The following is a 19,552-nucleotide window of genomic DNA, read 5'->3' as shown; positions in this document are numbered from 1 at the left end:
GCGACGGGGTGCGCGCTGAACTGGCGCACCCCGCGCCGGTCTCAGTCGCCCAGCACTACGCCGACGCCCATGCGGAAGATCGGCTTGTCGCCGCGCGCCATGGACGCGCCGCCGTTGACATTGACGCGCCCGTTGTCGCTCCAGCGCGACACGCCCACGCCCATCGCCGTTTCGCTGCGGTAATTGGCCAGGTTGGCGTTGATGGTGGTCTTGCCCGGCAGGTACGGCGTCATCGGTGCCAGCGCAGCGGCTGCGGCGATGCCCCGGTTGGCCTGGCGGTTGACCTGGTCCAGGCGCTGCTCCATGCCGCTCCAGGCATCCTGTACACGCTCGTCGGCATAGGCCTTGGCGTCGTGCACACCCTGTTGCAGCTGGCCCACGTTCACCGCATCGGTGGCCTGCACGCCGGCCGCCACGTGGGTGATCTGGCGCTCGCCGCCTTCGCGGCCGACCGACACGCTGTTGTCGCGGTCGGCGACCGAACCGGCACCCAGCGCAACGCTGTTGTCAGCTCGGGCCTCTGCACCGGCACCCGCCGCCACGCTGCCCTGGCCGACGGCCTGGGCCGGGTTGTCACCGGCCTGATCGCCGGGCTGCGGATTCGCACCGTAGTACGGCGGATTGCCGCCGCTGCCACCTCCGGCATCGCCGGCTTCCAGGGCACCGACGCGGCCATCCAGATCGCCGATGCGGCCCTGCAGCTGGTCGCGCAGCGCGGCCAACTGGCCACCGTTCACGGCCTCGCGGCTGCCTGCACCCACACGACCATCGGCCACGTTGGACAGTACGGTGCCATTGGCGCCGCCGAAGGTGACCTGTGCACGCTGGCTGCCGGCATCGTAGGTCACCGCATCCAGCATCTGCCCGCCATCGCCGACCAGCCCGGCCGCCTTCAGCTGGCGCAGGTTCACCGCATCGGTATCCTCGCTGCCATCGGCCACATGGGTGATCTGGCGTTCGGCACCGGCCGCACCGACCGACACGCTGTTGGCGCGATCGGCAACGGCGCCCGCGCCCAGCGCCACGCTGTTGTCAGCCTGTGCCACCGCACCCTGGCCCAATGCCACGCTGCCCGCACCATTGGCCTGGGCCAATGCACCTACCGCCATCGCGCCCTGCCCGTTGGCCTGCGCATCATCACTGCCATCGCCTGCACCATCCACCCGCACATAGCGGTTGCCGGTGGCGCGAAGGTCATCGACGGCCGAGGCCAGCTGGCCCAGGTTCACCGCATCATTGGCGTCGGTGCCCGCGGCCACGCCCTTGAGCTGGCGTTCGCCGTCGGTACCGCGCAGGTCCACCACGGTGCCACCGGTACCGGCACCGATCGTCACAGCCGCGTCCGCGGCCGCCTGCTGCACCAGGCCGGCTTCGCCATTGCCCAGTTCCACCAGCTGCTGACGCAACTGGGTGATATCGCCTTCGTTGCGGGTCACGCGGCCGTCGATCACGGTCAGGCCACCATCCACCGAAGACAGCGCATCGCCCACGTTGTCGAAGGTCTGGCCCTGCACGCTGTACTGCGGGCCGGTCACCGTGCCAGTCGACGCGTTGTGCGCGGCGCCGCCGCCCAGGCCATCGATGACCGGACGCAGCTGCTGCACGTTCACCGCATCCGCCGCGTCGGTGCCGTTGGCCACGTTGATGACCTGGCGGGTGCCGTTACCGCCCATGCCCCAGCCAACCGACACGACGTTGTCGCGGTCTGCTACCGCCTCGGCACCCAGCGCCACCGAATTCTCACCCGTGGCGCGCGCATTCGCACCGAGGGCAATCGCACCGTCACCATTGCTCGCGCGCGCGCCCCAGCCGATGGCCACGCCGTGTTCAGCGCTGGCGGCTGCACTGGCACCCGCAGCGATGCTGCCCGAACCCGTTGCAGCCGCCTCGTCGGCCACGCCCGAACCGTCCGCCTTGAAGTAGCGGCTGCCTGCATCCAGTGCGTCGCGCAGGTCGGCCAGGTCCTGGCCGGTGCCGCCGACACGGCCGTCCAGCGCCGTCAATGCATCGCCCACGTTGCCGTAGTTGCTGCCACCCACGGTGTAGGTGGGTGCAGCGATGCGCCCCTGCGCATCGGCAACGCTGCCACCGCCGAGCGCATCGGCCACCGACGCCGAGGATGCCTGCAGCTGCGCCAGCGTCACGGCTTCGTCGGCCGAGGCGGCATCGGCCACGCCACGGAGGCGACGCGCCCCGGCAGTGCCACTGAAGTCCACCGCCGCACCGTCGGTGCTGGCGCCCACGGTCAACTCGGCACCCGGTGCCGCCTGCTGCACCAGGCCCACGGTGCCGTTGTCCAGCGAAGTGCTCAACTGGTTCAGGGTCGTGGTGGTGGTGGTCAGGCCATCGTCCAGCGCTTCCAGCGCGCTGCCAACGGTGGTGTGGGTGCCGCCATGGCCGAGCACATAGCTGGGCGCAGTGATGCTGCCGTTGGCGGCAACGTCGGCGCCGCCGCCCAGCGCCTGCACGCCCGCGCGCAGCTGCTGCACGATCACCGCATCATTGGCCTGCGTACCCGCGGCGACATTGACGACCTGGCGGCGCAGCGTGCCGCTGCCGACCGACACCGTATTGGCGCGGTTGGCGACCGACGCACGGCCGATCGCCACCGCACCGGCAGCCGTGACCTGCGACGAGCCACCGAGGGCGACGCCGCCTTCGGCGCTGGCCGAACTGTTGTCACCCATCGCCACTGCTTCGGAAGCGCTGCCGCGCGCACCGCGGCCCACGGCCACCGCCCCCGAGCCGCTGGCATTGGTGTTGTAGCCGACGGCCACGCTGTTCCAGCCGCCGGCGTTGGCATTGGCGCCCACGGCCAGCGAGCCTGCCGCGCCCTGTGCGTTCTGGCTGTTGGCGCTGGCGCCCATGCCGATGGCCACCGCATTGTTGCCCTGGGTGCTGGCGTTGGCGCCCATGGCGATGGCGTTGTCGGCGTTGCCGTCCGCATCGGCCAACGCGCGTGCGTTGTTGCCGATGGCGATCGCGCCCACACCTGCGGCCGTGGCGGCGGCACCCGAGCCATTCACCTTCACGTACTGGTCGTCGACGGCGGCCTGCACACCGATGGTGCGGGCCTGCGGCGACACCCCGGCGCCAGCGTCGGCATCGGCATCGGCATCGGCATCGGCCGCGACGCAGCGGCCCTGCGCATCGAGCACGCCCGGCTGGCCCTGGGCCAGGACACAGGTGGTGCCGTTGTCCTCGGCCGCCCACAGCGGCACGGCGAGCGTCAGCAGGCCCAGCGCAGCAAGTGCGCGTGCAGCCCCCTTGGTGCCCTTCTTGCTGCGGCCCGTGGCCAGTTCCGAGGCGACCACCCACTTGCCGATGGCCGCATTCCAGACAATCCGATAGATGCTGTTCATGAAATTCTCCGTAGGCGAAGTGCCTGGTTGGTCGAACGGGTCGAAAGGCGGCCAGGGCCGCGTCCACGGGGAAAATCGTAGGAAAGACAAGGCCCGGGCCGAATCGGACCGGGCCTAATTGCGGTGTGGCGTGGCAAACGCGTGGGCGGCGTTCAGCGCAATGAGGAGGGCTAGTTGTAGGTCATCGAGACCGTGATCGGCCGGCTGACCGTACCCGCCGACACTGCGGCCGCACTCTGTACGAACCGCGCGCGGAACGCATGGGTGCCGGCCGCAGTGGTCATCTGCGTCCATCCTCCCGGCCGCAGGCGTGCCCCGCTGCTGGTGCGCTGCAGTTCAATGCCGATGCCGGCCACGCCCTGGAACAGGGTCGCATCATTGACGTCGGCACTGCCGTCGAAATGCAGCCCGACGCGGGTGATCAACGGATCGCACTGGCTGACCACCACGTTGACGTTCTGGAACGGCGTAGTGAACGCACCGGTGAACTGGGTCGACTGGTAGGTGCCAAGGTCGACGTCGGCCACGGCGATCCGGCACACCCCGGGCAGGATGGTGCCGGTGACGTTGAAATTGGTGGTGGTGACGGTCTGTGCCTGCGCGGCAGCAGCGCACAGCAACAGGCCGGACATCAGCAACAGGGAGCGGAAACGACGCATGGCGGGCCCTCAGTTGTAGGACAGCGAGACGGTGATCGGCCGGGTCACCCGGCCCGCCCCCACGCTGGCGGCAGACTGCAGGAAGCGCGCACGGAACGGATAGCTGCCGGCTGCGGTCACGTACTGCGTGCGGCTTCCCGGCGGAATCGGCACGGGCGTGCTGCCAACCACACGCACCAGCTCGATGCCCACCCCCTTCACGCCCTGGAACAGCTGAGCGTTGTCGGCGTCGGCGCTGCCGTCGAAGGTCATCGCCACGCGCATCACCAGCGGGTCGCAATCGCTGACCGTGCCGTTGAAATCCACGTAGGGCGTGCCAAAGCTGCCGGTGAACAGGGTCGCCGAATGCGAGCCCAGATCGACATCGGGGAACGAAACGCGGCAGGCACCGGGCAGGATCTCGCCGGAGACGGAAAAGGGTTGGCTGTCCTGTGCCTGCACGTTCGCAGTGGCCAGGGCCAGCATCAGCACAACGGTCGAACGATGCATGGTGGTTTCTCAGTTGTAGGTGACCTGGACGGTCACCGGGGTACGAAGGGTGCCGGCCGTTACCGTGCCGGTGCGGATCAGCTGTGCGTAGAGCAGATAGCCACCGGCCGCCGAGCCGCTGGTGTACCAGTCGAATCCAGGCTGGTTGGGCGCCAGCGTCTGCCGCCCCGATGTGTACAGATGCACGGCCAGGCCGCGCACGCCGCCGCCGGCGGGCACCGCGAAGTAGCGCGCATCACTGCTGTCGGCATTGCCGGCCAGACGCACATGCAGCACCCGCAGGTCGGCGGCGCAGCTGCTGCGGTTGAGTACGAAGCTGACCGCGGGCGAGCTGGGGTTGCTGCTGAAGTACGGCGCCTCGAAGGTGCCCACGTCGACATCGGCCACGCTGAACTGGCAGGTGCCCGGCTGGAAGCGTCCGCTGAAGCGCACGGTCAGGTCCGCCGCCTGCAGCGGGAGCGCGGACAACAGCAGCGCGATGGCGAGCAGCAGGCGCATCTCAGTTGTACTCCAGGGTGATCGTGGCAGCACCGTTGGCCTGCCCCGACGATGCGGCGGCATTCAGCCGGTAGTAGCGTGCCCGCAGCATCAGCGTGTACTGCGCGTTGTTGACCTCGGTCAGTGCCAGGCCGGAATCGCGCATGGCATTGAAGCCCACCGAGTCCTGGGTCTGCGTACCGATCTGGATGCCGATGCCGGTTGCGGTCAAGTTGACCCCGTCGTCCTGCAGCGCCATGACCGATTGGGTGCGGTCGGCCACGGCCGTGACCGGATCGACGCGGAAGCGGATGCTGTTGTCGACCCGTCCGTTGGCGGTCTGCACGGTCCCGGTGGTCAGGTGGCCGCGGTAGCGGCCGAAGAACGCGGGGCAGTTGCGCAGCACCACGGGCACATTCACCCAACCGGTGCCGCTGCCGACCGTGGGAATCTCGCTCATCTGATGCGTTCCCAGGTCGATCGGCACGTCACTGGTCGAGCAGGTGCGCGAGACGATGCTCAGGTTGCCCTGCACGCGGCCGCTCCACAGCAGCACGTTGCGGTTGACCCCGGTCATGCGGTACTCGAACTGCGGCAGGCTGGCGCCGGTCACCGTGCCCGCACTGATCGGACCGATCTTGATCAGGCTCACGTCGTAGGACTGCACCGGCCAGTACTGGAAGAACGTGGGTGGCTGCACCTGGGTGTCACCTTCGGTGACGATGGGAAAGCCGCTGCCGCTGAACCACACAGCCACGCCCACACCCGGCACGTTGGTTTCATACACCGTGCCGTAGCGCGGGTGCACATAGCCGGAGGCGCGGTAAGGCAGCGAGGTGTACTGGCGGATGCGGTCAAGCCGTCCTGCGGTGCAGTTGACCAGATTGCTGGGGCCGGCATAGTAGGTCGCCCGGAAGATCTCGGTCCCCACCGACACGTCGGGGCCGACCGTGATCGAGCCGTTGAGATTGGCGATGTTGACCAGCGCGCTGTTGCCATCGGCCATCCGGCAGTTCTGCGCGGACGCCGGGCTGCTGGCCCAGGCCAGCGCCAGGACTGCCGTCAGCAGGCGGATCACGAATTGAAAGGCGTTCACGGGGCGTTCTCCAGCGCGGCCAGCGGTGGCGGCGCAGCGGGGTGCGAATTCGCAGTGGGTGTCGGTCGCAGGCAGCGTCCGTCAATCACGGTGTAGCCATCGGTGGAACGGGCAGCGGGAATCTGCACCTGCAGCACGCACTGCTGGTCCGCACCGGTGCCCCACTGCACCTGCACCGGGCCGGAGTCCTGCAGGCCGCTCAGCAGCAGGCGACTGCCCTGCCCGACCACGCCGACGTTGCTGCCGGCCGCATCGGTGGCCTCGGCGCCGAACGGCAGCGGCCGCCCGTCCTCGGTGCGCGCATCGACCATCAGGCCGTGGCTGCTGCGGGTGCTGAAATCCAGCCGCACCATCGCACCGGCACGCGGCGCGACGCTGCGTGCAGTCTCCTGCAGTTCCACACTGAAACCGGTGCCCTTCGGATCGATCGAGATGGTGTTCAGCTGGTAAGGCGTCAGGAACGGCACCACCGCATAGCCGCGCTTGTCCAGCCGCGCGCCGCCCCCGTTCTCGATGCGCGCGCCCGCCGCACCGGCCGCGTGTACCAACGCCACCGTGTCACCCAGCGGCGGCGACAGGGTCAGTCCGTCGCCGTGCAGCACCGCGCCGCCGGAGGCGCCCAGGCCCAGCTGCGTGTAGCTGCTGCCGTTGCTGATGCTGGCCGCCCACTGTCCGCGTGCGCCGCGATAGCCGGTATTGAGATCAACACTGTTGCTGCCCGCGATACGCGACAGGGTCGCGCCATAACTGAAGCGGTCATCCAGCGAGGAGATTCCGTTGGTCGACAGCTGGGTGGCAGGTTCACCGTTGCGGCTGCGGGTATGCATCAGGTTGCCCAGCGGGGCCCGTGCCGAGCGGCCCAGCGGCAGCGACACCATCAGCATCAGTCGATTGTCCACGCGGGCGTCCTGCGCACGTGCCACTGGCAGATCCGCACCCGGCACCCGGTCCTGCAGGTAGCCGCGACCGAAATCGATCGAATCGCGGGTGCGCTGGAAATTCAGGCTGTAGCTCAGCGATTTCCACTGGTTGCTGTAACCGATGCTCAGGTCCAGCTGCCGTCCCGGCGCGTTCCAGAAATCGCGACGGGTTCCGATGACGAACAGCTGTCCGCCGCGCTCGCCCAGCTGCTGGTTCATGCTCAGGTCCATGCGGTTGCGCTGCCGCGCCACGCTGTCGACGTCCTGGTCGCGGGCGCGGGCATCGCGCAGCGAGGCCCAGTCGCGCAGGCTCACGTAGTCGCGGGTGGCATAGCGGTAGGCGGCCACGGCGAAGCTGGTGCCGGTGCGCACCACGTTACGGTTGTAGGCGAGCCGGAAGCTGCTGCCTGACATCACCGGCAGGCCCTGCACGGCGGTGCGCGCCAGCGAGACATCGGCCGCCAGGGCGCCCCACGCGGTATTGAAGGCGGCACCGGCCACCGCCGCGCGGTAGTCTTCGCCGGCCGACACGCCGCCGTAGGCGCTGAGCGCATTGTTGAGGCCTCGCTGGTACTGCAGCTGCAGCAGCCCCGGGGCATCGCTCAGGCCGTTCTCATCGACCTGGCCCAGGCCCGCGCTCCAACGCGACTGGCCGGGGCGCAGCAGCTGCGGTACTGCGGAATACGGCACGTTGAAGCGACGCGAGCGGCCATCGGCCTCGCGCACTTCCACCTCCAGATCGCCGGCGTAACCGGTCGGGTACAGATCGGTCAGTTCGAAGGGGCCCGGCGCCACGCTGGCCTCGTGCAGCACCGCGCCGCGCTGGCGCACGATTACCCGCGCGTTGCTTTCGGCCACACCGCGCACCACCGGCGCGAAGCCGCGCTGCGACTGCGGCAGCATGCGGTCATCGCTGCCCAGCAGTGCGCCACGAAGGCGCACGCTCTCGAACAGGTCACCGGGGGTCGCGGTATCGCCCACGGTCAGCTTCGCCTTCCACGGCACGACGTCATGCTGCAGGTAGGCGGCACTGGAGCGGTAGCGTTGCGGCTGGCTGCCGCCGAGCGTCAGCGCACCCTGGTGCACCAGCTGCCAGCCAGCCACACGACCGCTGGCGTTGAGGCCGACGAACCCCGAATAGCGCGCACCGCTGCCGTTGTTGTAGTGGTAGGCATTGGCGTTGTAGCCCACTGCCAGCGCCGGAATGCCCGCATCCCATTGGCTGGGATCGACATAGCCGCGTGCCTCATTGCGCAGGTACAGCTGGGGCACCTGCAGATCCAGGGTCTGTGCGCCAGCATCGAATACCGCCGTGGCGCCCGGGATCAGGTCGCCCAGCGGGTCACAGAATTCGCCCTGCGGCCACGGCCGCAGCGGTACCTGTGCCGGGTCGGCCAGCAGCCGCGAGGGTGCGATGCCATAACCCTGCAGGCGTTCGGCGTCCAGGCACAGGCGCGAGCTGCCATCCAGCTCGCGATAGACGATATCGGTGCGTGCCTGCCACTGGCCATTGAGGCGGATGTCGCCACGGTAGGCTCCTGGCGCCACGTAGTCCGCCTGGGTGAAACGCTCCAGGTCCAGCCGCGCCGAAGCGCCGGCCGGCAGGAATGCGGCATCGAAGAACACTTCATCGTCTGCCGTCGACGCGGACGACGTCGTTGCACGGGCGAACAGGATGGCCGCCACCAGGATCGGCAGCCGGGCACGCAGCGGGCGGCAGGCGCCGTTGCCCGGCGCCCGGTTCGGGGCGTTCATCAGGAGGTTCTCCGGGGATCAGGGCTGGCGCGGACCGGGTCCGCGCCGCGTTGCGCTCAGGGCTGCAGGGCCACCTGGGTCGGCACCAGCGCACCAAAATCATTGATCACGGTGACCGCGCCTTTCAGTTCACCCGGCGGACGTCCGCTCACCCCGTCGAGCAGGAACTCGGCCTGCGCGAACGGTGCGACCATGCCGCCTCCCTGGCTGCCCAGCTCCTTGCCTGCGGCAAGCAGGCCGACGCTGGCGAAATTGACGTAGTACGGGGTCGGGTTATCGGCCCGCAGCAGCAGCCCCTTGGGCCCGGACTGCAACGACCAGCGCAGCTTCTGGTGCGCCAGCACCGGCTCGCCCGTCAGGTTCGGCGGACGGTAGAAGACCTTGATGCGGGTACGGAAGGCGAACTGCAGGATGTTGGCGCCGTTGCCGCCGGTCTTCGGCGGAATCTCCAGCATGTTGAGCCAGTACAGCGTTTCGCGGTCAGCGGCCAGCGCTGCACCGGTGAACATGATGCGCGCGGTCTGCTGCTTCTTCGGGTCCAGCCGGAACACCGGAGGCGCCACGGCGAACGGAGCACGGGCGGTATCGGGCGTCGACTGGTCGTCGCCATCATCCAGCCACACCTGGACCAGCGCTGCGCGCTCGCCCTCGTTCATGAATTTGAGGGTGACTTCCTTGTCCTGCGCGGGATAGACCACGCGGGTGCCACCGATCACCACCGATGCGTCGGCAGCCTGGGCGAACAATGTGCCAATGGCGAGGACGCCGGCACAGAGCATGCGGTTGAAGGAAAGCATGGATCACCTCATGGATGAGGCCGGCCACAGGGCCGCCGGCATGCGCCGACGGCCCCGCGCGGCATCAGTTGTAGACAACCTTGTAGTTGACGTACGACTGCACGAAGCCGGGCGCAGCAGCGCCATTGACGGCGACGTACTGGCTGGCCATGTCGATCACGGCAGTGTTGTTGGCGATGGTCACCGGATCGGTCTTGAAGGACGGATCGCGCAGATCGACCACGGCGTTCTTGTACAGCATCTGGATCTGGGTATTGACCGCCGGCGCATTGGCTTCCTGGTTGCGCAGGTTGCCGTTGCCGGCGTCCACCTGGCCCGCAGTCGGGTCGAAGTACAGCTCGGCGATCTTGCCGTTCTGGCAGGTACCCTGGCCCGGGCCGCCAATGACCAGCTGGAACGGATGCAGGCCGGCGATGTCACCGGCAGCTGCCAGCTGGTTGGCCTGGACCGCGTCCATCGGCACGGTGATGTTGGTGGTGCCGATGGCGCCTGCACCGCCGGAGATCGTGCAGGTCAGGTCGGTCACTTCGCCGGTGAACTCGATGACGCCCGAGCCGTAGGACTGGGCATTGGCGGCCGCAGCGGCCAGCAGCAGGGTTGCAGCGGAAGCAATCGGGAGGAGCTTCATGGTGTTGGATTCTTCTTCACAGGTGTGATCCGCGCGAGGCGGAGGAAAGGCCCCGCCGCCGGGGAGAGCGGCGGGGCCGGGAACGGGCGGGACACCTGGGGAATAAGCGTCCTTCCCGGCAGGCCGGTTCATTGGCCTACGGGAGGAATGCTAGGAATCAAAGGCGATGGCCTCCATCGGACCCGGCCGAGATTTCGGCCGTGGGCGTTGAGCGCGGCTTGCCGGGGGTCACACGTCATCACCCTCGTCGTCGGCGGGCGCGTGCAGGTGCCAATGACAGCGCAGCTGGCTGCGGCGCCTCGGCGAGGCAAACAGGTAGTGGTTCAACAGTTCGAGAAAGCGCGCCTGCGCGGCTGCGGGCAGCCGGGTGAAGTGCAACAGCAGGGCAGTCAAACGGGGGTCGTCTCGAACGGGCACATCATCACCGCAGCAAGGGGTACGTCTCCGAGCCTAGGCATGGGCGACGCCGGGTCCATCGGACCCGTCCTCAATCAGTCGGCGGATCCTTCCCCGCCTGCACCCGCGCGCGCGTTCTGTGACGCCTGCACAAGGCCGTGCGTCAGCGCGTACTCGAAGATCTCCGCATCGCGCTGCAATCCGAGCTTGCGCATCGCTGCGATCTTCTGCGTGCTGATGGTCTTGCGGCTGCGTCCAACGCGCTCGGCGATCTGCATCACGCTCAACCCTTCGGCGAACATCCGCAGCACCTCCGATTCCCGCTTCGACAGGGCCTCAGCCTCCTGCACGTCACCCTGCGTGCCATCCTCGGCGATCAGCCTCGCGATCTCCGCCGAGATGAAGGCCTGCCTGCAGCTGGCGGCGTGTACCGCGGGAACCAGCTGTTCAAGGGGGTCGCTCTTGCTGACGATGCACGACACCCCGGCCCGCTGGATCGAGCGCAGGACCAGGGGGCTTTCCATGCCGGTCAGCACCACCAGGTGCAGGGCCGGAAAGCGTCGCTGCAGGAAGCGCAGAAGCGTAACGCCATCCCCGTAGCGACCGTTGGGCATCGAGAAATCGCAGACCGCCACGTCAACCGGTATACGGCTGAGCAGATCGACCAGTTCGGTGGAGTCGCGCACCAGTCCGGCAATGGCGAGGTCCGGCACGGCCTGAAGCAGATGTTCCATGCCGGCCAACAGGACCGGATGGTCATCGGCCACAACGATGTTCAACGGCATGCTCGCTTCCTCCCGTGATGGTGCATTGCGCGACCTGCCAGAGCGCGGTCGGCTGCCTTATAGTGGTCCGCGCAAATTACGGCAATTTCTGTCGGTTTGATCAACAGAGACCCTCCATGTCCCATCCCGTCATCCGCGTTGCCATCGCCGACGATCATCCGGTCATCCGCATGGGCATCGAAGCCGCCATCGACGAAATCCCTACCCTGTCCTGCATCGGGGCGGTGGGCGATTCCTCTGCGCTGGTCGCGTTGCTGGAGCAGACCGCCTGCGATGTGGTGGTGACCGACTACGCAATGCCCGGCGGCGCCTTCGGTGACGGGTTGCAGCTGCTGGACCATCTGCGCACCCACTTTCCGGACCTGCGCCTGATCGTGATGACCGGGCTCGACCAGCCGGTGATGATCCAGGCGCTGCACGCCAGTGGCATCGACCACATCCTCAGCAAGGCCGATGACACCAGCCACGTGCCGGCGGCGATTGCGGCGGCATGGGCCAACCGTCGCTACCTGTCGCCGTCGATTACCCAGCTGCTCCCCGCACGCGGGGCACCGCGCGCCATCGCGGCGCTGTCGCCCCGCGAGCACGAGGTGCTGGCGTTGTTCGTCTCGGGCTTGAGCGTCAATGAGATCGCAACCCGACTGGACCGTCGCAAGCAGACGATCAGTACCCAGAAGACCGCAGGAATGGCCAAGCTCGGCATCGACAAGGACGCCGATCTGTTCAAGTTCGCCAGCGAACTGGGGCTGCGCACCGCCCGGTCGGATACGGAATAGCGGCAGCCTGCTCACGCTTCGTCCCGCAGGCCATCGCGATAGGCTTCGATCAGGTCGCGCAGGTCGGACAGCAGGGCAATGCGTTCGTGATCCGGCAGCGACTGTCCTTCGCGCAGCAACCGCTCGGCATCGCCGAAGCGCGCGCCAAGCGGCTTTTCACCCATCATCAGCAGTACGCCCTTCAGCGCATGCAGCTGTTCCAGCAACGCCGCATCGTCGCTGCTCTCGCCCGCGGCCTGCATCCTGTCCAGATCGCGGGTACTGCTTTCCACGAACAATGCACGCAGCTTGTGTGGCTTGTCCTTTCCTGCAGGCGAAAGCGACCGTGGCGACGATGGCAGCACCTGCAGATAGCGGTCCAGCATTGCCAGCAGCCGGGCCAGGTCCAGCGGCTTCAGCAGCAGGTCGTCGATGCCCGCCTCGCGGCAGCGTTCACGCTCGCTGGCCAGTGCGGTAGCGGTCACGGCCAGGATCGGCAGCGTCTCGCCGCGACCGCGTAGCGCCCGTGCAAGCTGGTAGCCATCGAGGACCGGCATGTTGATGTCGGTCATCACGATATCCCACGCCCCGGATTGCCAGCCGGTCAACGCCACCTGCCCGTTCTCCATCGCATCGACCTGGCAGTCCAGCTCCTCCAGCTGCTGCTGGATCAGCTCGCGATTGACCGGGTTGTCTTCCACCAGCAGAACGCGCCCCCGCGTGCGCCGTTCCCCGGACTGCGGCGCAGCCTCTTGCGTCCGCGGCACAGGCATCCACTCGCCGCGCAGCGCCTGCAGCAGTGCCGGGCTGGCATAGCAGGAGACGTGCACCGCATCATCACGCTGCTCGGGCGACAGCGGCCCCCTGGGATAGGCCCGCACCACCCTGGCATAGCTGGGCAGCACCGCCAGCTCTTCGTCATCGGTCCAGGCACGGCGCTCGCCGAAGATCAGCAGCACAGCTCCCTGAGCGCCATCCGCAGGCCGCTCGATCACCGTCACATCCGCGCCCCAGCGGTGCAGCAACTGCCCGATCTCCTGCCGCCACTCCTGCGCCGACGACAACAAGGAAATGCGGCGACCGGACAGCGGCTGGTCCGACGCTGTCGCAACCGCTGAACGCTGAACGGGGACGTCCAGGGTGAACACGCTGCCCACGCCCAGCGTGCTCTGCACCTGGATGCGGCCACCCAGCAGCTGCGCCAGCTGCTGGCACAACGCCAGGCCAAGCCCGCTGCCGCCGTAGCGCCGGGAGACGCTGGCATCGCCCTGCTGGAAGGGGCGGAACAGCGTGGTCACCTGCTCCTCGGAAAGGCCAATGCCCGAATCGACCACCTGCAAGCGCAACTGCCGTTCCTCGCCTGTTCCACCACCATCCTCGGCGCGCAGGGTGATGCGACCGGAGGCAGTGAACTTCACCGCGTTGCTCAGCAGGTTGTTGAGGATCTGGCGGATACGGTGGACATCGCCGATGAACGTCTCATCCAGCGAAGGATCGATTGCGAAGTACAGCTTCACGTCCTTGCGCTGCGCTTCCGGTGCGTACAGCAGCGCAGCCTGTTCGATCAGCGGGCGCAGCGCGAACGGCAGCGGATCGATATCCAGCTGCCCCGCTTCGATCTTGGAAAAGTCCAGCACGTCGCTGATGATCGCCATCAGCGAATCGGCCGACAGTCGAATCCGCTGCAGCCGCTCATGCTGGTCCGGCTGCAACGGCGAGCGAGCCAGTAGTTCAAGATGCCCCAGCACGCCATTGAGCGGCGTGCGTATTTCATGGCTCATCGTCGCCACGAACGCGGTCTTGGCACGGCTGGCAGCCTCGGCCGCTTCGCGCGCGCGCTCCGAATCCTGCCGTGCCTGCTGCAGCGTGTGCTGGAGTTCCACCTGCGCGGTGGCGTCGCGCATCGCACACACCCAGACCGGCTGGTCGTGGTAGTTGGCCGCCGCCAGGGCGACCTGCAACTGGCGGACATCGTCGGTGCCGGCATCGAGCGCCCAGTTGAACTCACCGCCACGGGCCGGCAGCCCCCGCGCATGCGCGATCAGCTGCGCATAGAGTTCCGGCACGGCTGCGTCCTGGCCGGATTCGCCGACCAGTTCGCGCGCCACCTGGTTCTGCAGCAATGCGGCACCATCACGCCGGCGCAGCAGCGCCAGGCCAACCGGCGCGGTACCGATGATGGCCTGGCTCAGCGCCTCGCTCTCATACACCCGCGAGGCATCGGCCAGCGCCGGTGCGAAGACGCGACGGTCCATCCGCCACAGCAGCATCCACAGTGCCGCCAGGATCAGCAGTGCGGTGAACACCCGCAGCAGGATCGCCGCGTGCTGCTCGCGCCACAGGTCTGCCCAGCCGTACAGGTGGGTAAGGCGCCAATCCACCCCGCGCAGTGAACCGCTGACCAGGAACCATCCATCGTGGTACTGGCGCTGCCCGGCGGCTGAACGTGCATCCGACAACGCCGCGGCCAACGTTGCGGGTGACTGCGCGAGCGGACCGCCCGCCAGCACCACGCGCCCGTCGCCGGTGGTCACCAGGTAGCTGCCGGGATCGGTTGCTTCCAGCCGTCCCTTGAGGTTGTCGATGGATTCGAACACCACGCGCCGGAAATACGGCACGTCGGCGCGGGCCATCGTCATCACGCCGATCAGCGCAGGTTGACCGTTGAGTGGATTGTCACCGAGGAAAGACACCAGCCGGCGCCCCTGCGCCGCGCCCGCCACCGGGCCGGGGGCGGGAACCCGATCGCCCACCGCGGCTTCCATCTGCATCAGCTTCTCGAACGCCTGCGCACGGGTCGGCACCCGCAGCGTCTGCAGCAGCTGGGCCTCATCGATCACACCAGCTACGGCCAGCAGCCGTCCCTTGGGCTCATACGCGTACATGATGATCGGACCCTGCGTCTGCAGGGCGGTGATGGTCGCAGCCGTGTAAGCCGAATACTCATGCAGCATGCCCAGGTAGGCCTCGAGCTCGCCCGTCGGCATCGGCTGCGCGGGATTGCCAAGTACCAGCCACGGCACCGACGCTCGTCCTTCGGCACGCACTACCAGCTGTTGTCCCTGCGCCAGGAAAGGTGTCAGCAAGGGAGAGCCCAATCGTCGCAGCTCGTCGTGCTGGTCGGTCCACAACGCGTCGTTGGCATTGATGCTGTTGGCATAGGCGCGGTCGCGCTGGGACAGGAAGTAGTCCAGAGCCGACTGCGCCTCCTGGAAGGTCTGCCGCTCGCGCGAATGGAACTCACCGATGCCACCGACCAGACTGGCTACGGCCGTCAGCACGATCAGGATGCTGATCAGCCCGCCGCCCCCGAACAGCAGGCGTCGCTGCAGCCTGCGCAGTGCATCGATCTGGTTGATGGGCGCTGCAGGCACGGCCGGATGCATGGTGATTCCCCTTGAATGATGTCGTGCGGTGGCGCCCGCGCTGAATCTAGTCCAAGCCCTGCCCGATCGCCAGCAACCGCTGCCCCGGTCGGGCCGGTGCCTGCAGCGCCTGCAGCAGCGACTCGCCGGAATAGCAGGATACCCGCCAGGTGGAACCCCGCCGCTGTGCACGCAGGGGGCCGTCAGCACTGACCCGGACCACGCACCGTCCGTCCTCGGCGAGGGCCGGCAGCTTCCGCGCTGGTCCCCGCTCGAACAGGACCAGCGGCGTGGCCACATCGACATCGTGCTGGGCCAGCAGCGCGGGATCATCGATCACCTGCACGTGGGCGCCCCATGCCTGCAGGCGTCGGTTCAGCTCATCGCTCCAGCCAGCCGCCGCCGAAGCGAGTACGACGCTGCGTCCTGCAAGCGGCCGGGGCGCAGCGCCAGCCACGCGCTCCACCGGTACAGCGAAGGTGAACACGCTGCCCACGGCGGGCGTACTGCGCGCGTGGATCTGCCCACCCATCCGCAGGCACAGTTCGCGACACAACGACAGCCCCAACCCGGATCCGCCGAAGCGGCTGATGATGCTGGCATCCGCCTGCACATAGGGCTGAAACAGCCGCTCCAGCTGCAATGGGCTCAGGCCGATGCCCGAGTCGGCCACCTCGATCTGCAGCAACAGCGCATCGTCCTGCACTTCCACCCGCACCCGCAGCGCAATGCGACCAGAAAGGGTGAACTTCACCGCATTGCTGACCAGGTTGCGCAGTACCTGCTCGATGCGCGCCTGCGGACCCTCCACCTGGGCAGGCACGGCCGCATCCACCGACAGGTCCATCACCAGTCCCTTGGCCTCGGCCAGCGGCGAAAACAGCACTGCAACCCGTTCCAGCAGGGTGATCGGCTCGAACGTTTCGGCCTCCAGCTCCAGCTGACCCGCTTCGGCACGGGAGAAATCCAGCACATCGTTGATGATCTGCAGCAGCGAGTCGGCCGATTGGTTGATGCGGCGTAGTCGGGCCTGTTGATCCTCATCGAGCGTGGACCGACCAAGCAGTTCGAGATGGCCAAGGATGCCGTGCAGCGGCGTACGGATTTCGTGGCTCATCGTCGCCAGGAAGATGCCCTTGGCGCGACTTGCCGCTTCGGCCGCCTGGCGTGCCTGCGCCTGCTGCTGCTCAAGCTCCACGCGCGCGCTGAGATCGCGCAGCGCGCACAGCAGTACGCTGCGCCCCTGGTAGGTGGCACCCACAGCGCCGACCAGCAGTTGCCGGGCGGGTGATGTGTCGTTGGCGGGAACAGGCAGCTCGAACTCCACCGGCGCCTGGAACACGCCGGCCCCTGACTCGTGTTCGGACGCCAGCTGTACCAGTTGCAGGTACAGCGGTATGCCGCTGCGCTCAGCCGCCGCCGCATAGTGGCGCATCAGCTCGTTCTGCAGGACAGGGCGGGCCTCGTCGCGGTCGATCAGGCACAGCCCCACCGGCGACAACTGGATGAGGGACCGGCTGAGCTGCTCCCCCTGGTAGACCCGTGCCGCACGTGCCAGCGCCGGGCCGAATACACGCCAGTGCAGCCAGGCAAGCAACGTCCAGAGGCCCAGCAGCAGTCCGCCACCCAGCACGGCAGCCACAACGTACAGGCGCCTGCCATCATGGGCGATGTCGCCGACGCAATAGGTATTCACCAGCAGCCAGTCGGTACCGGCGACAGGCAGCGCCTGGTAGAAGCGGAGCCCTTGCCGGAACGCCACTACGGACTCCTCGCCCTGCCTGCCAGCGCGCAGCGCACGCATTGCACTGGGCAGTGGCAATCCCGCCGCATCCGCGGTACCGGCTACCACCCTGCCATCAGCCGTCACCACGAATGACGTGCCACGATCTGCGGCCGTCATCACCCGTACGAGCCGGTCCGTGGGCTCCAGGGTCACGAAGGTACCGATCGCGCCGCCCTTGTCGTGCGCCGAGAGCCGCACGGCGATCGAAGGTGCTGCGCTCACCGGATGGCGCACCAATGCGATCTGCAGGGCGCCGTCCCCGCCGGGCGCAGCAGCTGCAGAGGAGGACGACAGCAGTTGCAGGTGCTGGAACAATCCAGCGCGATGGCCGGCGCCGGTGGCAGCGAGCAGGCGCTGTTCGGTCAGACCGTCTCCCAGCACCAGGAACTGGTGGCTGGGATCGAAGAAGAAGCCGCTGGCCGCCGTATCCGGTTCCCCTTGGGGCGTGCTCAGCCTGCGGATCACCGACAGCGAATGCGCCAGGGTGAGATAGCGGTCCAGACGGGCAAGGGGCCATGTGTCGGTGCCCACCCCCAGCACCATCTGCGGAGCGCTCTCAGGCCCGGCGCTGACGATCATCCGCTGGCCGCCGGCCAGGTAGCGCTGCCGCTCCGCCAGTCGGGTAGCGGCGTCGCTGTCCGGGCGATGTCGCCAGGCATACTCGGCCATGTTCAACATGCGCTGGTGGGCCGCGTCCGCCGCCACCAGATGCGCCTCGACAGCGGCATGGGTGCGCTGCAGCCCCTCCAGGCGACGTGTCTGGAAGCCGCTGGCATGCAGCAGCACCAGCGCGACCACACCCGCAACGACGGCGAAACTGAGCAGGCACCCGCCCCACAGCAGCACACGGTGCTGGTAGCGGCGCAGCGCACTGACATCGCAGTCCTCACCGTCGAAGGAGCTGCGTGCACGCAATAGCGGTGGAAGGGAGGGAAACCAGTGCATGGGAGCAGCGGGAGGCGACATCGACGCACAGCGTCGGCGCGGCGCTCTCGTGAAAGGGCCGGTGATGGGTTCATGAGGCTATCGGCGCCCCGCGCCCCTCCCCATAGGACACGGCTGAGTTCGATCCGCCGCCACCTGCCTGGCACCCTTGTGGTCGAAGGTCAGTCCCGCAGCAGGCGCCTGTGTTTCAGCCGCGTGTCGGCCAGCCCCACTGCCAGCAGCACGATGCTGGTCAGCCAGCCTGCGGCCAGCAGGTGCATCCATGGCAGCACGAAGCCGAGCACGACCAGCGCCGCCGCCCCCGCCAGGTGCGAGCGTGGCACGCTGCCGTAGACCGCCCGCTTGTACAGTGCGCTGCCCAGCAGGTAGATCAACGGCCCCGCCGCGAGCATCGCGGCATATGGCAGGGTCACTGCCGCCTCCGGTTCATCCATCACCAGGTCATTGCCGACAGCGGTGGCGATGATGCCGGCGATCAGCAACGCGTGCACGTAGTGGAAATAGGCGCCGATGCGACCCGGGTCGTCGGAACGGGTGATGGTGTCGGTGGCGTCGCGGCTGGAGATGCCGAAGTACAGCCACCACATCGCGATCGTACCGGCAAAGGTCGCCAGCACCGCCGAAACCACCTCCCCACTCCAGTGCTCCACTTCACTCAGCACGCCGCCGGTGGCCAGCAACGTCTCACCCAGTGCGACGATCACGAACAGCTGGCATCGCTCGGCCAGATGCCCGCCTTCGATGGTCCACTCGCGGGTGCGCGAACGGCCAAGGCCGGGAAACGCGAAGCCGAACATCGGCGAGATGTACTCGCAGGCCACGGCAATCGCCCACAGCGCCAGCCGCGCATTGCCCTCCACCGCTGCACCAGCCAGCCAGAAACAGGCCGACACGCTGACCCAGGCCAGCATTCGCCTGAAATTGGCGGCCAGCGGGTGCGCGCGTCCTACTTCCAGCAGCACAAACAGCGTACGGCCCACCTGCATCGTGGCGTAGGCGCCGGCGAATATCCATGCGCGTCCGGCAAAGGCTTCGGGGATGGACGAAGACATCAGCAGCGCCAGCAGCATCGTGGCGAACAGCAGGCCGCGGATGCGCGGCGCTTCCGGGTCGAACCAGTTGCTGACCCAGCACGCGTACTGCCAGCCCAGCCAGACCGCGAACCACAGCACCAGCGTCTGCAGCACGCCCTGCAGCCCCAGGTGGTGCAGCAGGTGGTGGCTGAGCTGGGTGACAGCGAATACGTAGACCAGATCGAAGAACAGTTCTTCGTAGGTCACCCGCGCATGATGGCCGTCGCGGCGACGCAGGGCAGGAAGACGCGGCGTTGCTGGCAT

At 67.9% G+C, this 19,552-nt stretch carries 14 protein-coding genes; 1 reads left to right on the top strand and 13 read right to left on the bottom strand.

The window, feature by feature from the left end:
• Positions 1–41 precede the first annotated feature (41 nt).
• The 10 genes from HUT07_RS08780 to HUT07_RS08735 form a co-directional block, all read right to left on the bottom strand.
• Positions 42–3,362: an ESPR-type extended signal peptide-containing protein gene (locus tag HUT07_RS08780; protein WP_176020620.1), complete on the bottom strand. Its 3,321-nt coding sequence runs from the start codon at positions 3,360–3,362 to the stop codon at positions 42–44.
• A 170-nt stretch (positions 3,363–3,532) separates the two neighbouring features.
• Complete coding sequence (locus tag HUT07_RS08775) at positions 3,533–4,021, bottom strand: type 1 fimbrial protein (RefSeq protein ID WP_176020619.1); 489 nt, start codon at positions 4,019–4,021, stop codon at positions 3,533–3,535.
• Positions 4,022–4,030: 9 nt separating this feature from the next.
• A complete protein-coding gene (locus HUT07_RS08770; RefSeq protein ID WP_176020618.1) occupies positions 4,031–4,510 on the bottom strand; it encodes a fimbrial protein in 480 nt (159 codons plus the stop codon).
• Between the two features lie 9 nt (positions 4,511–4,519).
• Positions 4,520–5,008, bottom strand: coding sequence for a fimbrial protein (locus HUT07_RS08765; protein WP_176020617.1), 489 nt, complete (start codon positions 5,006–5,008; stop codon positions 4,520–4,522).
• Between the two features lies 1 nt (position 5,009).
• Positions 5,010–6,083 (bottom strand): fimbrial protein, encoded by a 1,074-nt coding sequence (locus tag HUT07_RS08760; protein WP_176020616.1) that lies wholly within the window; start codon positions 6,081–6,083, stop codon positions 5,010–5,012.
• Complete coding sequence (locus HUT07_RS08755; RefSeq protein ID WP_176020615.1) at positions 6,080–8,758, bottom strand: fimbria/pilus outer membrane usher protein; 2,679 nt, start codon at positions 8,756–8,758, stop codon at positions 6,080–6,082. The genes HUT07_RS08760 and HUT07_RS08755 overlap by 4 nt, the downstream gene beginning before the upstream one ends.
• 56 nt (positions 8,759–8,814) lie before the next feature.
• Positions 8,815–9,555, bottom strand: coding sequence for a fimbria/pilus periplasmic chaperone (locus HUT07_RS08750; RefSeq protein WP_176020614.1), 741 nt, complete (start codon positions 9,553–9,555; stop codon positions 8,815–8,817).
• Positions 9,556–9,619: 64 nt separating this feature from the next.
• A complete protein-coding gene (locus HUT07_RS08745) occupies positions 9,620–10,183 on the bottom strand; it encodes a fimbrial protein (protein WP_176020613.1) in 564 nt (187 codons plus the stop codon).
• A gap of 228 nt (positions 10,184–10,411) precedes the next feature.
• The gene (locus HUT07_RS08740; protein WP_176020612.1) at positions 10,412–10,576 is read right to left on the bottom strand and encodes a hypothetical protein; all 165 of its coding nucleotides are present in this window, start codon (positions 10,574–10,576) and stop codon (positions 10,412–10,414) included.
• A 98-nt stretch (positions 10,577–10,674) separates the two neighbouring features.
• Positions 10,675–11,364 carry a response regulator transcription factor gene (locus HUT07_RS08735; protein WP_176020611.1) on the bottom strand — a complete coding sequence of 230 codons (690 nt, stop codon included), beginning with the start codon at positions 11,362–11,364 and terminating at the stop codon, positions 10,675–10,677.
• A gap of 116 nt (positions 11,365–11,480) precedes the next feature.
• Between HUT07_RS08735 and HUT07_RS08730 the strand changes: the two genes are divergently transcribed.
• Positions 11,481–12,140: a response regulator gene (locus HUT07_RS08730; RefSeq protein WP_176020610.1), complete on the top strand. Its 660-nt coding sequence runs from the start codon at positions 11,481–11,483 to the stop codon at positions 12,138–12,140.
• A gap of 11 nt (positions 12,141–12,151) precedes the next feature.
• Here HUT07_RS08730 and HUT07_RS08725 read toward each other — a convergent pair whose 3' ends face one another.
• The 3 genes from HUT07_RS08725 to HUT07_RS08715 form a co-directional block, all read right to left on the bottom strand.
• A complete protein-coding gene (locus HUT07_RS08725) occupies positions 12,152–15,493 on the bottom strand; it encodes a hybrid sensor histidine kinase/response regulator (RefSeq protein WP_254898832.1) in 3,342 nt (1,113 codons plus the stop codon).
• Positions 15,494–15,551: 58 nt separating this feature from the next.
• Complete coding sequence (locus HUT07_RS08720; protein WP_176020608.1) at positions 15,552–18,215, bottom strand: ATP-binding protein; 2,664 nt, start codon at positions 18,213–18,215, stop codon at positions 15,552–15,554.
• Between the two features lie 161 nt (positions 18,216–18,376).
• A complete protein-coding gene (locus HUT07_RS08715; RefSeq protein WP_176020607.1) occupies positions 18,377–19,552 on the bottom strand; it encodes a low temperature requirement protein A in 1,176 nt (391 codons plus the stop codon).

This window comes from Stenotrophomonas sp. NA06056 (assembly GCF_013364355.1).
Classification (GTDB): domain Bacteria; phylum Pseudomonadota; class Gammaproteobacteria; order Xanthomonadales; family Xanthomonadaceae; genus Stenotrophomonas.
The sequence above is the reverse complement of the archived record's forward strand: the minus strand, read 5'-3'. Positions and strand labels throughout refer to the sequence as shown.